This is a genomic window from Arthrobacter sp. K4-10C, assembly GCF_059090085.1.
Map to the genome: position 1 here is coordinate 170,265 of NZ_JBNHFI010000008.1, position 14,526 is coordinate 184,790.

General features: G+C 66.5%; 10 protein-coding genes. 5 read left to right on the forward strand and 5 right to left on the reverse strand.

Annotated features, from left to right (window positions below; all coding sequences use genetic code 11):
* Window positions 1–23: 23 nt before the first annotated feature.
* A complete protein-coding gene (clpB, locus tag AC5RUU_RS13025; RefSeq protein ID WP_493975622.1) occupies window positions 24–2,666 on the forward strand; it encodes an ATP-dependent chaperone ClpB in 2,643 nt (880 codons plus the stop codon).
* Between the two features lie 72 nt (window positions 2,667–2,738).
* Here the strand turns inward: clpB and AC5RUU_RS13030 are convergent, their stop codons facing one another.
* Window positions 2,739–3,425, reverse strand: a complete 687-nt coding sequence (locus AC5RUU_RS13030; protein WP_493975623.1) for a septum formation family protein — start codon at window positions 3,423–3,425, stop codon at window positions 2,739–2,741.
* Window positions 3,426–3,701: 276 nt separating this feature from the next.
* Here AC5RUU_RS13030 and AC5RUU_RS13035 point away from each other — a divergent pair, with 276 nt between their 5' ends.
* Window positions 3,702–3,932 carry a DUF3073 domain-containing protein gene (locus tag AC5RUU_RS13035; protein WP_493975624.1) on the forward strand — a complete coding sequence of 77 codons (231 nt, stop codon included), beginning with the start codon at window positions 3,702–3,704 and terminating at the stop codon, window positions 3,930–3,932.
* Between the two features lie 291 nt (window positions 3,933–4,223).
* Here the strand turns inward: AC5RUU_RS13035 and purM are convergent, their stop codons facing one another.
* The 3 genes from purM to AC5RUU_RS13050 are packed head-to-tail and all read right to left on the reverse strand — an operon-like array spanning window position 4,224 to window position 7,426.
* Window positions 4,224–5,384: a phosphoribosylformylglycinamidine cyclo-ligase gene (purM, locus tag AC5RUU_RS13040; RefSeq protein WP_493975625.1), complete on the reverse strand. Its 1,161-nt coding sequence runs from the start codon at window positions 5,382–5,384 to the stop codon at window positions 4,224–4,226.
* Complete coding sequence (gene purF / locus AC5RUU_RS13045) at window positions 5,381–7,051, reverse strand: amidophosphoribosyltransferase (RefSeq protein ID WP_493975626.1); 1,671 nt, start codon at window positions 7,049–7,051, stop codon at window positions 5,381–5,383. Before purF ends, purM begins: the two co-directional genes overlap by 4 nt.
* A gap of 60 nt (window positions 7,052–7,111) precedes the next feature.
* Complete coding sequence (locus tag AC5RUU_RS13050; protein WP_493975627.1) at window positions 7,112–7,426, reverse strand: hypothetical protein; 315 nt, start codon at window positions 7,424–7,426, stop codon at window positions 7,112–7,114.
* Window positions 7,427–7,685: 259 nt separating this feature from the next.
* On the opposite strand from AC5RUU_RS13050, the gene AC5RUU_RS13055 reads away from it, so the two are divergent.
* The 3 genes from AC5RUU_RS13055 (at window position 7,686) to AC5RUU_RS13065 (ending at window position 11,853) form a co-directional block, all read left to right on the forward strand.
* Window positions 7,686–8,771 (forward strand): S-(hydroxymethyl)mycothiol dehydrogenase, encoded by a 1,086-nt coding sequence (locus AC5RUU_RS13055; protein ID WP_493975628.1) that lies wholly within the window; start codon window positions 7,686–7,688, stop codon window positions 8,769–8,771.
* Window positions 8,771–9,391 (forward strand): MBL fold metallo-hydrolase, encoded by a 621-nt coding sequence (locus AC5RUU_RS13060; RefSeq protein WP_493975629.1) that lies wholly within the window; start codon window positions 8,771–8,773, stop codon window positions 9,389–9,391. Before AC5RUU_RS13055 ends, AC5RUU_RS13060 begins: the two co-directional genes overlap by 1 nt.
* A 110-nt stretch (window positions 9,392–9,501) precedes the next feature.
* Window positions 9,502–11,853, forward strand: coding sequence for an FdhF/YdeP family oxidoreductase (locus AC5RUU_RS13065; protein WP_493975630.1), 2,352 nt, complete (start codon window positions 9,502–9,504; stop codon window positions 11,851–11,853).
* A 161-nt stretch (window positions 11,854–12,014) separates the two neighbouring features.
* On the opposite strand, the gene AC5RUU_RS13070 is transcribed toward AC5RUU_RS13065, so the two are convergent.
* Window positions 12,015–14,522 carry a GcvT family protein gene (locus tag AC5RUU_RS13070; protein WP_493975631.1) on the reverse strand — a complete coding sequence of 836 codons (2,508 nt, stop codon included), beginning with the start codon at window positions 14,520–14,522 and terminating at the stop codon, window positions 12,015–12,017.
* Window positions 14,523–14,526: the final 4 nt, after the last annotated feature.

Consider the following 14,526-nt stretch of genomic DNA (forward strand, 5'->3'; position numbering starts at 1 on the left):
ACTGCCCCTGAAAGGAGCTCTCTTTGGACGTCAAATTCACTACCAAGAGCCAGGAGGCTCTCTCGGCCGCCGCCATGAACGCTTCGACGGCCGGCAACCCGCAGGTGGAACCCGCGCACCTGCTGAAGGCTCTGATGGACCAGCGCGAAGGTGTAGCCGTCGCGCTGCTGCGGGCCACCGGCGCGGACCCGGACGCGGTCAGCGTCCAGGCCAGCAGTGCGATCAAGGCACTTCCCGCCACCTCCGGCGGGTCCAGCCAGCAGGCACAGCTTTCCCGCCCCGCCCTGCAGGCCATCCAGAATGCCAAGGAGGAAGCGGACCGGCTGGGGGACACGTTCGTTTCCACCGAGGTCCTCCTCCTGGCGCTCTCGGCCGGGAATGACGCCGTCGGTCGCTTGCTCCGCGACGCCGGCGCCTCCCGCGAAGCCCTGCTCGCCGCCCTGCCCGGTGTCCGCGGTGACCGCAAGGTCACCAGTCCAGACCCCGAGAACACCTTCCAGTCGCTGGAAAAGTTCGGCACGGACCTCACTGCGATGGCGCGTTCCGGCAAGCTGGACCCGGTGATCGGCCGCGACACCGAGATCCGCCGCATCGTGCAGGTCCTGAGCCGCCGCACCAAGAACAACCCGGTGATCATCGGCGAGCCCGGCGTGGGCAAGACCGCAGTGGTGGAAGGCCTCGCCCAGCGCATGGTGGCGGGAGATGTCCCGGAAAGCCTGCGGGGCAAGACCCTGATCGCCCTGGATCTCGCGTCCATGGTGGCCGGCGCCAAGTACCGCGGCGAGTTCGAGGAGCGGCTGAAGGCCGTTCTGGAGGAGATCAAGAATTCCGAAGGCCAGATTGTCACCTTCATCGACGAAATCCACACCGTGGTGGGTGCCGGGGCAACCGGGGATTCCTCCATGGACGCGGGCAACATGCTCAAGCCCATGCTCGCCCGCGGGGAACTCCGGCTGATCGGCGCCACCACGCTGGACGAGTACCGCGAGAACATCGAGAAGGACCCCGCGCTGGAGCGCCGCTTCCAGCAGGTGTACGTGGGCGAGCCCAGCGTGGAGGACACCATCGGAATCCTCCGCGGCCTGAAGGAGCGGTACGAGGCGCACCACAAGGTGGCCATCGCGGACTCCGCCCTGGTGGCTGCCGCCACGTTGTCCAACCGCTATATTTCCGGCCGGCAACTGCCGGACAAGGCCATTGACCTCGTGGACGAGGCCGCGTCGCGGCTGCGCATGGAGATTGACTCCGCGCCGGAGGAGATCGACCAGCTCCGCCGCGCCGTGGACCGGCTCACCATGGAGGAGCTGGCCCTTGAGAACGAGACCGACCCCGCCTCCGTGGAACGCCTGGCCGCGCTCCGTGCGGACAAGGCGGACAGGGAAGAGGAGCTCGCGGCGCTGAACGCCCGCTGGGAGGCAGAGAAGGCAGGCCTCAACCGTGTCGGTGACCTGAAGGCAAAGCTGGACGAGCTGCGCAGCGCTGCCGACAAGGCGCAGCGCGAAGGCGACCTGGAAACTGCGTCCCGCGTCCTCTACGGCGAGATCCCCGCACTGGAGCGCGAGCTGAACGCGGCCGCAGAAGCCGAGGCTGCCGTTACCGACAAGTCCGGACAGATGGTGGCCGAGCAGGTGACCGCGGACGATATCGCGGAGGTGATCTCGGCGTGGACCGGCATTCCGGCCGGGCGCATGCTGCAGGGCGAAAGCCAGAAGCTGCTGCACATGGAGGAGGAGCTGGGCAAGCGGCTGATCGGCCAGTCGAAGGCTGTGACGGCGGTGTCCGATGCGGTCCGCCGTGCCCGCGCGGGCATCAGCGACCCCAACCGGCCCACGGGTTCGTTCCTCTTCCTGGGCCCCACCGGCGTGGGTAAGACGGAGCTGGCCAAGGCCTTGGCGGACTTCCTCTTCGACGACGAACGCGCCATGGTGCGGATCGACATGTCCGAGTACGGCGAGAAGCACTCCGTGGCGCGGCTTGTGGGTGCCCCTCCGGGCTACGTGGGCTACGAAGAGGGCGGCCAGCTGACGGAGGCCGTCCGCCGCCGGCCGTACTCCGTGGTGCTGCTGGATGAGGTGGAGAAGGCCCACCCGGAGGTGTTCGATATCCTGCTGCAGGTTCTCGACGACGGCCGGCTCACCGATGGGCAGGGCCGCACCGTGGACTTCCGCAACGTCATCCTGGTCCTGACGTCCAACCTGGGCAGCCAGTTCCTGGTGGACCAGTCCCTGGGCGCCGAAGCCAAGCGGAACGCCGTGATGGCCACCGTGAACGCGTCCTTCAAGCCGGAGTTCCTGAACCGGCTGGACGAAGTGGTGCTGTTCGATGCGCTTAGCGTGGAGGAACTCTCGCGGATCGTGGACCTGCACGTTGCCGAACTGGGACGCCGCCTCCACGAACGCCGGCTAACCCTGGAAGTCACCGACGCTGCCAAGGAGTGGCTCGCCATCTCCGGCTTCGACCCCGCCTACGGCGCCCGTCCGCTCCGCCGGCTGGTGCAGCGCGAGATCGGCGACCGGCTGGCCAAGGCCATCCTGTCCGGCGATATCAGCGACGGCGACACAGTGGTGGTGGATACTGCGGCCGACGCCGGAGAGCTCTCCCGGGATGACGTCGACGCCTTGACCGGTGCCCTGAGTTCGGGCCTGTCCGTCCGGCGGAAGGGCTAGGCGGCAGGCCGCGTTTGCCCAAGGCAGGGCGGGCCCGGCAAAAGGAGGGGTGCTGCCCTGGCGGCGTGGCCGCTAGGGCAGCACGCTTGCGTTAATGACGTTGCCGCCGGAGGAGGTCACGTAGCAGTCCACCCTCCGGTCTCCTGAGTCCCAGCTGGAGTTGCTCGGAAAGCTGCGCTGGTAGTTGAGCTGGTACTCGTTGGCCGCCGGGCCAAGGCGGGCGGCCTGGCAGGCTTCCAGCGCTTTGGCCTTGAGTGTCTCGGCGCCCGGGTAGGGCTCGGTTTCGGGGTAGCGGAATACGGCCACCAGTTGGGCGGAGTGGGCGGTTTCGCAGGGCACCACCTTGGAGGCCAGCGCTTCGGGATCGAAATCGGCAAAGCAGTCGCCTACCGCATACTCGGCCGGCAGTACTCCTTCACGCGGCAGGGGCGGCTGTGATGCCGGGGGCGACACAGTTGTCTCGAGCACGCCTTCGGCGCGCTCGGCCTGTTGGGCACCCCCGCCGGAATTCAGCCACAGCGCGAGCCACACCAGGGCGCCTATGACCGCCAGGAGTACGACGGCGAACAGCACCTTCCAGAGTGTCCGTTGGGTTCCAGCCGGCATCTTCCGGGATGGTTGCCGTTCGGATTCAGGGCCGGGCTGGGACCAGGTGACGGACGCCGGGGGCGGGGCCGGTGCGGATTCCTGGGCCGGCACCTTGGGCAGCCCGGCGGTGGGCGGTGCGGCCGGCTTTGGCGGGACGTCCGGGTTGTTCACGTGGGTGCATCCTCCTGCGCTCTGTCCGGAGGGTGGGCAGCCGGTCAGCCGTCCAGCTCCAGCAGTTGTTTAAGCGACTCTACCGAAGAAAAAAGCTGGAAACCCGCGGGTGGAGCGGTGAATAGTAGCGCAGACCACACTGGGGCGCCGCGTGTGGCAAGCAGGCCCCGTCGAAAGCATGTAATCTAGGTGTACGACAAATTGACCAAACATTCCGGGGCCTCACCATCGCCAAAGGTGACCACCTCCGGTCCAAGTACAAAAGGGGGTCACGCCATGGGGCGCGGCCGTCAAAAGGCAAAAGCTACTAAGCAGGCTCGGGATATCAAGTACTACTCCCCGAACACTGACTACTCGGCACTTCAGCGGGAGCTGACGGGCCCAGCCAGTCGTGCCACGAGCCATTACGCGAATGAGCCGGTTGAGCCGGACTATTCGGCCTATGTGGACAAGTACGCGGATGATTTGGAAGAAGACGACGAGGTAGACACCCGTCGGATCGGCTAGTCGTTGCACGCTCCCGCGCCTGAGGCCGGCAGCCCTGCGAGGCCGAAGCACTAACGGATTTCACCGCAGTCTTCTGCAGTGCCTTCCAGTGCAGCGCTTCTTTTTCGGTACCCGGATCCGAGCCGATCCAGGTCATGCCACCAGTCAGGAAGCCCGTTGCAAGCACTTTTCCGTGCAGGCAACGGGCCTTTCCTCGTTCACGTACGCCAGCACCGATCTTCAGACACACCTGGCGGCTGCCCTTAAACAAATCGGGGCTTCCCACCACAGTGGAAAGCCCCGATTCGGTGATCAGGCGTAGGCGTTGACCAGGCGCACGGCGCCGCCGTCCACGCCCTTGGCGCCCTGGACGTAGTCGGGGCCGGACTTGAGGATCGAGTCCGAGTCCTCGGTGACCGTGCCCATCACCCAGGACGGCAGGCCGCGATCGTTCAGGCGGGCGACGGCGGCATCAGCTGCCTCGGGCGACACGATGGCAACCATGCCGACGCCCAGGTTGAGGGTGCGCTCCAGGTCAGCCAGGGGAACGTTGCCCAGTTCGGACACCAGCTTGAAGATGGCAGGCAGTTCCCATGTGGCGCGGTCCACCGTGGCCACCAGGCCCTGCGGAAGGACGCGTGCCAGGTTCGCGGCCAGGCCGCCGCCGGTGACGTGGCTGAAGCCGTGCACTGCCGCACTGCCCGCAACCGGGAAGGTGCGGGCGAGGTCCAGGCAGTCGGCGGCATAGACGCGCGTGGGTTCCAGGAGTTCCTCACCCAGGGTGCGGCCCAGCTCCGAAACCTGGCGGTCCAGAGCCCAGCCGGCGTGGTTGATGACGCGGCGGACCAGGGAGTAGCCGTTGGAGTGGAGGCCGGAGGAGGCCATGCCGATGACAACGTCACCTGCCCGGACACGGTCGGGGCCCAGCAGCGCATCGGCTTCCACAACGCCGGTGGCGGCACCGGCGACGTCGTACTCGTGCTCACCGAGCAGCCCGGGGTGCTCGGCCGTTTCGCCGCCCACCAGGGCCGTGCCGGCCACGGAGCATGCAGCGGCAATGCCGCGGACGATGCCGGCGATACGCTCCGGCACCACCTTTCCGCAGGCTATGTAGTCGGTCATGTACAGCGGCTCGGCGCCCACCACCACGATGTCGTCCACCACCATGCCCACCAGGTCGAAGCCGATGGTGTCATGGATGTCCATGGCCTGCGCGATGGCAACCTTGGTGCCCACGCCGTCCGTGGAGGTGGCCAGCAGCGGCTTCTTGTAGGTCAGCAGCCTGGAAACGTCGTAGAGGCCGGCGAAGCCGCCCACCCCGCCGATCACGGAGGAGTTGTGGGTTGCCTTGACGGCACCCTTCATGAGCTCGACGGCGAGGTCCCCGGCTTCGACGTCGACGCCCGCGGAAGCGTAGGTGATCTGTGCCTGCTTCTCCGAAGCGTGGCCGGCGGCGGTGTTGGCGGAAGTCATACGGACTCTTTCTTGTCGGCGCCGGCGGCGGCGTGTACGTCTGGCACGAGGTCGGCGTCGGTGAGCAGGTTTTCGAACTCGGAGTCGGGGCCCGGGTCGCAGCCGGTGGCGCCGGACTTTTCCGCGGGATCCTCATCGGAGTCCACAGCGAGGGCTGCGGTTTCCCCCGGCAGGGCGGACGGCGAGGTCTTCAGGCCGCCCAGGTCCGTGCGCTCCAGCAGGTTCTTGCCCAGCTTGTCTGCGTCCGGGAGCTTTATGGGGTACTTCCCGGTGAAGCAGGCGGTGCACAGGCGCTCACGGGGCTGGCGGGTGGCACCGATCATGCCGTCCTCGGAGATGTAGGCCAGCGAGTCCGCGCCGATAGCCTGGGAGATCTCCTCGATGGTGGCACCATTGGCGATGAGTTCGGCACGGGAGGCGAAATCGATGCCGTAGAAGCAGGGCCACTGGACCGGCGGGGACGAAATCTTGACGTGCACTTCCGCGGCGCCGGCTTCCCGGAGCATCCGGACGATGGCCCGCTGGGTGTTGCCGCGGACGATCGAATCATCCACCACCACCACGCGCTTGCCGCGGATGACGGACTCGAGGGCGTTGAGCTTGAGCCGGATGCCCAGCTGGCGCAGGGTCTGCGAGGGCTGGATGAAGGTACGGCCCACATAGGAGTTCTTGACGAAGCCATGGGCGAACGGGATGCCGGATTCTTCGGCGTAGCCAACGGCTGCGGGGGTACCGGATTCCGGGACAGGAATGACGATGTCCGCTTCGTGGGTGTTTTCGCGCGCCAATTGGCGGCCCATCTCCACACGGGACTCGTACACGGACCGGCCGGCGATTGCGGCGTCCGGACGCGCAAGGTAGACGTACTCGAAAACGCAGCCGGCCGGCGTCGGCTCGGCGAAGCGCTTGGACCGTACGCCCTCCTCGTCGATGGCGATGAATTCGCCGGGCTCGATCTCGCGGATGAAGCTGGCGCCCACGGTTGCGAGGGCGGATTGCTCGGAGGCCACAACCCAGCCGCGCTCCAGCCGGCCGAGCACCAGCGGGCGGATGCCGTAGGTGTCACGTGCTGCGTAGAGCGTGCCCTCGTCCATGAAGACGAAGCAGAAGCCACCCTTGATCTTGGGCAGGAGGTCCGTGGCGGTCTCTTCCAGGGTCTTGCCGGGTTCGCCCTCCAGCAGCGCGGTGACCAGGGCCGTGTCCGAGGTGTTGCCCTGCTTCATTTCGCCGGTGAGCTGGCCGCCGTTGCGTTCCTGGATCATGGCGTTGAGCTCGGCGGTGTTGGTCAGGTTGCCGTTGTGCGCCAGGGCCACGGTACCGGTGCTGGTGGCGCCGAGGGTGGGCTGGGCGTTGGCCCAATGGCTTGCGCCGGTAGTGGAGTAACGGCAGTGACCCACGGCCAGGTGCCCGGTCAGGGTGTTCAGCGTGGTCTCGTCGAAGACCTGCGAGACAAGCCCCATGTCCTTGTAGACGTTGATCCGCTTGCCGTCGCTGGTGGCAATACCAGCCGACTCCTGACCGCGGTGCTGCAGTGCATACAGCCCGTAATAGGTAAGTTTTGCTACTTCTTCACCTGGTGCCCAGACGCCGAAGACGCCACAAGCGTCCTGCGGGCCTTTTTCGCCAGGGAGAAGATCATGGGAAAGTTTTCCATCGCCGCGTGCCACTGGTCGATTATCTCACGATATGGGGTAGGACTTTTCCGGCCGTGCTGTTTGTGACCAGGGCTAGGGCTGGGGACCGGTGTCCGGCTCGGAGTCGGGTACGGACTCCACCACGGCCCGCTGCTGCCGCTTGACGCTCCGCCGGTCCAGGATGAGGGCCACTACGGCGCCGAGGATGGCCCCGCCGCCGGCGAACATCACCATGAAGAATCCGAAGACCGCACCGGAATCGAAACTCGCGCTGCCCGGGAGCCCGTAGGCCACTACTGCCGCGGCTGCGATGCCCACCAGTGCGCCCAGGATCAGGAAAGGGACGTACTTGGGAGCCCGGCGCACCGTTACTTCGCGCCGTTCGGCAGGGGGTTCTTTCGAAGACATGCCATCCAGCCTACTGCCGGAGTTTTGCACGCGGGTGCAACAAGGCGCCGGATGCTTCTATTGACACAAAGTGTGGCCGCTGTCATATTTTCCAGTAGCGCTATGTGCATCTTGTTGTGTAATACGCAATTGCAGCGTGTACTTCGCAGGAGCGTCACAGCTTGGCGGCAGGGTCTCCAATCCACGGCGCGTCAGCTAGATTGGCACCTGGTGCCGACTCACCGGATCCGGCCGGATCCAGGAAAGGAACACGAGAACAATGGTCCATAAAGTTCAAGCCGTCATCGCCCGGGAGAAGAACGCCCCGGTAACGCTGGAGACCATCCTGGTGCCGGATCCGGGTCCCGGGGAGGCTCTGGTGGACATCCTTACCTGCGGCGTCTGCCACACCGACCTGCATTACAAGCTGGGTGGCATTGGCGATGAGTTCCCCTATCTGCTGGGCCATGAGGCCACGGGTGTTGTCAGCGCGGTGGGTCCGGATGTGACGCAGGTGGCGCCCGGCGACCGGGTCATCCTGAACTGGCGTGCCGTGTGCGGTCAGTGCCGGGCCTGTGCCAAAGGCCAGCCGCAGTACTGCTTCAACACCGCCAACGCCACCCAGAAGATGACCCTTGAGGACGGCACCGAACTGTCTCCCGCGCTTGGCATTGGCGCCTTCGCGGAGAAGACCCTGGTGGCCGCCGGGCAGTGCACCAAGGTGGATCCCGCGGCCGATGCTGCCGCCGTGGGCCTGCTTGGCTGCGGCGTGATGGCCGGCATCGGCGCCGCCATCAACACCGGCGAGGTCAAGCGCGGCGAGTCCGTGGCCGTGATCGGCTGCGGCGGTGTGGGCATCGCCGCGATCGCAGGGGCAAAGCTGGCCGGCGCGACGACGATCATCGCCGTGGACATCGACAACAACAAGATCGAAATGGCCAAGTCCCTCGGTGCCACCCACGGGGTGAACTCCCGCGAGGAGGATGCCGTTGAGGCCATCCGTGCCCTCACGGGAGGCAACGGAGCGGACGTGGTAATTGACGCCGTCGGCCGCCCCGAAACGTACCAGCAGGCGTTCTACGCCCGCGACCTTGCCGGCCGGGTGGTGCTGGTGGGCGTCCCGACGCCGGAGATGAAGCTGGAACTGCCGTTGCTGGATGTGTTCGGCCGCGGGGGGTCGCTGAAGTCCTCCTGGTACGGCGACTGCCTGCCCTCCCGCGACTTCCCCATGCTGGTGCAGCACTACCAGCAGGGCAACCTGGACCTGGACGCCTTCGTGTCGGAGCGGATCACCATCGACCAGGTGGAGGAAGCCTTCGAAAAGATGCACGAGGGCAAGGTCCTCCGTTCGGTGGTGGAACTCTGATGGCGGTACAGATCGAGAACTTGGTCACCTCAGGAACGTTTTCGCTCGACGGCGGCACCTGGGACGTGGACAACAACGTCTGGATCGTTGGCAACGGCGAGGAGTGCGTGATCATCGATTCCCCGCACGACGCCTCGGCCATCATTGACCGGGTGCGGGGCCGGAAGGTCCTTGCCATCCTCCAGACCCATGCGCACAACGACCACATCGGCGCTGCCCGCGAGGTGGCCGACGCCGTCGGCGCCCCGATCTACCTCAACCCCGAGGACCTGGTGCTCTGGGAGCAGGTGTACCCGGACTCGAAGCCGGACCGGGAACTGGCCGACGGTGACGTGTTCGAGGTGGGCGGGGCCACGCTGCGGGCCATCCACACGCCCGGCCACTCGCCCGGTTCCACCTGCTTCTACCTGGAAAGCGAAGGAACGGTCTTCACCGGAGACACGCTGTTCAACGGCGGCCCGGGCGCCACGGGGCGGTCCTATAGCGACTACCCAACCATCCTCACCTCCATCCGGGAGAAGCTGCTGACGCTCCCGGCCGAAACCGTGGTCCGCACGGGGCACGGTGACAACACCACCATCGCGGCGGAGCGGGACACGCTGGCCAAGGTGGCCCAGTAGTCAGCAGGGAAAACAGTGTCAGCGAAGGCGCGCCAAGAACCGTGGCGTGCCTTTGCTGGCGTCTGGATCGAAAAAAGCAGCAGGTAATTGCCGGTTAGGAAGTTGGAACAATGAAGTTCGGGAAACAGCCCGCCCCCGTAGCGGACATCAACGAGGACGAACTCTCCGTCCACAAGCCCAAGACCGAGGCGGCAGGGGTCAAGGCCGTCATGGTGGCCCTGGAACGAGCGGTGGCGCAGGCAGGGGTGACCCGGACGGCCCAGTCGCTGCTGCGGCTGAACCAGCGCGGCGGCTTTGACTGCCCGGGCTGCGCGTGGCCGGAGTCGGACAAGAAGCGCAAGGCCGCCGAGTTTTGTGAAAACGGCGCGAAGGCGGTGGCGGAGGAAAACACCCTCCGCACGGTCGGCGCGGAATTCTGGGCGAAGCACTCCATCGCGGAGCTGTCGACGAAGACGGAGTATTGGCTGGGAAACCAGGGCCGGCTGAGTGAGCCTGTGGTGATCCGTGAGGGGGATACGCACTATTCGCCGATTTCCTGGGCGGATGCGTTCGAACTGATCGGTGAACACATCCGCGCTTCCACCCCTGACCGGTGCGTGTTCTATACCTCCGGCCGGACGGCCAACGAGACGGCGTTTATGTACCAGCTGTTCGCGCGGGCTTTGGGCACGAACAACCTGCCGGACTGTTCGAACATGTGCCACGAGTCCTCGGGCTCGGCGCTGAACCCGACCATCGGGATCGGCAAGGGCACGGTGTCCCTGGATGACATCCACGATTCCGAGCTGATCTTCGTGGTCGGACAGAACCCCGGCACTAACCACCCCCGCATGCTGTCGGCGCTGAAGGAATGCAAGGACAAGGGCGGCAAGGTGGTGGCGGTCAACCCGCTGCCCGAGGCCGGCCTGTTCAACTTCAAGGACCCGCAGACTGTCTCCGGCGTGGTGGGCGGCGGCACGCCCCTGGCCGACGAGTACCTGCAGATCAAGGTCGGCGGGGACCTGGCCCTGTTCCAGGCGCTCGGCCACCTGCTCCTGGCCGAAGAGGAGAAGAACCCGGGTACCGTCGTCGACCATTCCTTCATCGCCGCGCAGACCGACGGTTTCGACGCCTACCGTGAGGCCCGCAGGGCGCTGGACTGGGACGAGACGGAGAAAGCCACCGGCCTGTCCCGGGAACAGGTCGAGACCGTGGCCGGGATGCTCATCAAGTCCAAGGCCACAATTTTCTGCTGGGCGCTGGGCGTGACGCAGCAGCCTCACTCGGTGGACACCATCAAGGAAATGGTCAACGTGCTGCTGCTGCAGGGCAACTTCGGCAAGCCCGGCGCCGGCGCGTGCCCGGTCCGCGGACACTCGAACGTCCAGGGCGACCGGACCATGGGCATCTGGGAAAAACCCAAGGAATGGCTCCTGAAAGCGCTGGACAAGGAGTTCGGCATCACCTCCCCGCGGCACCACGGCTACGACGCCGTGGAGTCCATGGAGGCCTTCGAACGCGACGAGGTGGACGTGTTCGTCTCGATGGGCGGGAACTTCTCCCTGGCCTGCTCGGACACCGAGATGCTGGAGGCGGGCATGCAGCGGATCGGCCTGACCGTGCACATCTCCACCAAGCCCAACCGCTCCCACATCGTGCACGGCCGCACCTCGCTCATCCTGCCCACCCTGGGCCGCACGGACAAGGACGACAAGCACCCCAAGGGCGCCCAGTTCCTGTCCGTGGAGGACTCCATGTCCGTGGTCCACTCCACCCAGGGGCGGCTGACCCCGGTCTCCGAGCACCTGCTGGCCGAGCCTGTCATCGTGGCCCGGATGGCCGAGGCGACCTTCGGCCCGGACCACTCCGTGGACTGGAAGGCGATGGCCGAGGACTACGACGTGATCCGCGACCACATCGAACGCGTCCTGCCCGGCTTCGAGGACTTCAACGCCCGTGTCCGGACCAAGAACGGGTTCGTGCTGCCCAACCCGCCCCGGGACACCCGCTCCTTCGCCACGGACATCGGCCGCGGCCGGTTCACCGTCAGCCCGCTCGAATACCTCACCCCGCCGGACGGGCACCTGGTTCTGCAGACCATCCGCAGCCACGACCAGTACAACACCACGTTCTACGGCCTGGACGACCGCTACCGCGGCGTCTCCGGCGGCCGCAGGGTAATCCTCATCCACCCCGAAGACCTCGCCGAGCAGGGCTTCCAGGACCGCGACCTCGTGGACGTGGTGAGCACCTTCCAGGGCGTAGACCGACACGCCGAAAAGTTCCGCCTGGTCGCCTACCCCACAGCGAAAGGCTGCGCCGCCGCGTACTTCCCCGAAGCCAACGCCCTGGTCCACAAGGAAAACGTCGCCCGCGAGTCCAACACCCCCGGCTTCAAAGCCATGTTCGTCCGCTTCGAACCCCACACGGGCCATACGGCGGCGGCTGCAGAATCGGCATCGCTTGAGGCCGCCAGCGCCTAGTCCCAACAACTAAAATGGCCCCCGCTTCCCTTCAGGGAGGCGGGGGCCATATGTATGGGCGGTGCCTCCCGGAAGGAAGCAGGGGCCTGTACGCGGAAATGGCAGATCACCGCAGTCCCGGCGTTCCGGACTGCGGTGATCTGCCATCTCGCGGGTTGGAATCAGCCGCGGAGGCGCTCCATGCCCGGGTCAAACAGCGGTTCTGCGGTGACAGTGGCGGCCACGCGCTTGCCGAAGTACCCGATCTCCACGGCGTCCCCCACACCGACGGCGGACGGCAGCCAGGCGTAGGCGATGGGTTTGCGGATGGAGAAGCCGTAGGCCGCGCTGGTGACGTAGCCCGCCGCCTCGCCCCCCACGTACACAGGTTCCTTGCCCAGCACCACTGAGGTGCCGTCGTCGACCGTCAGGCAGCGCAGCGTCTTGGCCGCCGGCTGCTCCTTGCGGGCCGCCAGGGCCTCGCAGCCCACGTACCCTTCCTTGTCCTTCGCCACGGAGAAGCCGAGGCCGGACTGGTACGGATGGTGCTCGGACGTCACGTCCGTGCCCCAGAGCCGGTAGCCCTTCTCGAGCCGGAGGCTGTTGAAGGCACCGCGGCCTGCGGCGATGATGCCGTGCTCCCGCCCGGCCTCGAACAGGAGGTCCCACAGCTTGAGGCCGTACTCGGCGGTGGTGTAGAGCTCCCAGCCGAGTTCGCCCACGTAGGACAGGCGCATGGCGGTGACGGGGATTCCGCCCACACTGATTTCCTTTGTGCGGAAGTAGCGAAGGCCGTCGTTGCTGAGGTCGTCGGTGCTGACCTTGCCCATCACCTCGCGCGCCAGCGGGCCCCACAGTCCGATGCAGCAGGTGCTGCCGGTAATGTCCGCCACGTGCACCCAGCGCGCCGGATCCGCGGCCGACTGCTGCCGCGCCTCCACCCGGAGGTAGTCAAAGTCGACGTTGCTGTTCACGCCCAGCTGGAAGTCCTGCTCCCCAAGCCGGGCCACCGTGACGTCGCTGCGGATGCCGCCGTCGTCCGCCAGCAGGAGGCAGTAGGTGACGGCGCCGGGCTTCTTGGCAATGTTGCCCGTGCTGAGGCGCTGCAGGAGATCCAGGGCACCCGGCCCGGTAACGGAGAGCCGCTTGAGCGGCGTCATGTCGTACAGCGCGACGGCGGTTCGCGTCTTCCACGCTTCGGCGGCGGAGATGGGGGAGTAGAACATGCCGGCCCACTCATCCCGCTCCGGAACCTGCCACTCGGCGGGCAGTTCATCCAGGAGGCGGCGGTTTGCCTCGAACCAGTGCGGGCGTTCCCAGGCGGCGGACTCGAGGAAGAACGCGCCGAGTTCCTTCTGCCGGACGTTGAAGGGGCTCACCCGGACGTCGCGCGGGGATTCCCGGGGCTGGAGCGGATGCAGGACGTCGTAGATCTCCACGAAGTTCTGCTGGGAGGTTTCGCTGACGTACGCATCGGAGGTCTGCACCTTCTCAAAGCGGGATATTTCGCAGCCGTGCAGGTCGGTGCGGGACTGGCCCTCCACCAGCATTTCGGCCATGGCCTTGGCGACGCCGGCGGAATGGGTGACCCAGACAGCCTCGGCCACAAAGAACCCGGCGACGTCCGGGGACTCGCCCATGAGCGGGCCGCCGTCAGGGGTGAAGGAGAAAATGCCGTTGAACCCGTCATTGATCCGGGCCTTGTGCAGGGCCGGCAGCAGGTCCTGGCAGTCGTCCCAGGCCGGGGCGAAATCTTCCAGCGTGAAGTCCAGCCGGGAGGGCATGTTGTGGTCCGACATCTCGTCCGCACCTACGCGCGGAAGGCGGTCCATGTCCACGGGCATGGGCTTGTGAGCGTAGCTGCCAACGCCGATCCGGTTGCCGTGCTCCCGGAAGTACAGGTCGCGGTCCTGGTAGCGCAGGATGGGCTTGCTGGCGCCGTTTGGCAGTTCGTTTACGCCTTGCAGCGCCTCGACGGGCGTCGTCTTCACGTATTGGTGGGCCAGCGGAAGCAGCGGTACCTGCATGCCCACCAGCTTGCCGAGCTCACGTCCCCAGAACCCGGCGCAGGACACCACGATGTCCGCCGGGATCACGCCGTCGGGCGTCTGGACGCCGGTGACTTTCCCGCCCGCCTGCTCGATGCCCGTCACCGGGGTGGAGCCCAGGAACGTGACGCCGGCCGCGCGGGCCTTGCTGATCAGGAGCTGGACGGCGCGGGCTGCGGAGGCCAGGCCGTCCGAGGGAACGAACAGGCCGCCTACGACGCGGCGGCCGTCGGCAAGGGATCCGCTGTTCAGCAGCGGCCAGTGCTTCTCGCACTCGTCCGCGTCGATCAGCCTGCCCTCCACGCCCCAGGAGGTGGCGTAGCCGAGCTTGCGCTTCAGGTCTTCCAGCCGGGCCTCGGTGGTGGCAAGCTCAAGCCCGCCCACCTGGTTGAAGCAGGAGACGCCGTCCGCGCTCAGGGAGAGCAGCTTGTTCACGGTGTAGGTGGCAAATTCCGTCATTGTTTTGGACGGGTTGGTTTGGAACACCAGGCCGGGCGCATGCGATGTGGACCCGCCGGCCAGTTCCAGCGGCCCCTGTTCGACGACGGTGATGTTGGTCCAGCCGCGGCTGGCGAGTTCGTCGGCAAGGTTGGTGCCGACGATGCCGGCTCCGATGATGACGACGCGCGGTGATGCGCTCATAGTC

Coding starts and splice junctions, on each gene's coding strand:
- AC5RUU_RS13055 (WP_493975628.1), top strand. CDS start 7,686: ATGGTCCATAAAGTTCAAGCCGTCATCGCCCGGGAGAAGAACGCCCCG.
- AC5RUU_RS13070 (WP_493975631.1), bottom strand. CDS start 14,522: ATGAGCGCATCACCGCGCGTCGTCATCATCGGAGCCGGCATCGTCGGC.
- AC5RUU_RS13035 (WP_493975624.1), top strand. CDS start 3,702: ATGGGGCGCGGCCGTCAAAAGGCAAAAGCTACTAAGCAGGCTCGGGAT.
- AC5RUU_RS13060 (WP_493975629.1), top strand. CDS start 8,771: ATGGCGGTACAGATCGAGAACTTGGTCACCTCAGGAACGTTTTCGCTC.
- purM (WP_493975625.1), bottom strand. CDS start 5,384: ATGACTTCCGCCAACACCGCCGCCGGCCACGCTTCGGAGAAGCAGGCA.
- AC5RUU_RS13065 (WP_493975630.1), top strand. CDS start 9,502: ATGAAGTTCGGGAAACAGCCCGCCCCCGTAGCGGACATCAACGAGGAC.
- AC5RUU_RS13050 (WP_493975627.1), bottom strand. CDS start 7,426: ATGTCTTCGAAAGAACCCCCTGCCGAACGGCGCGAAGTAACGGTGCGC.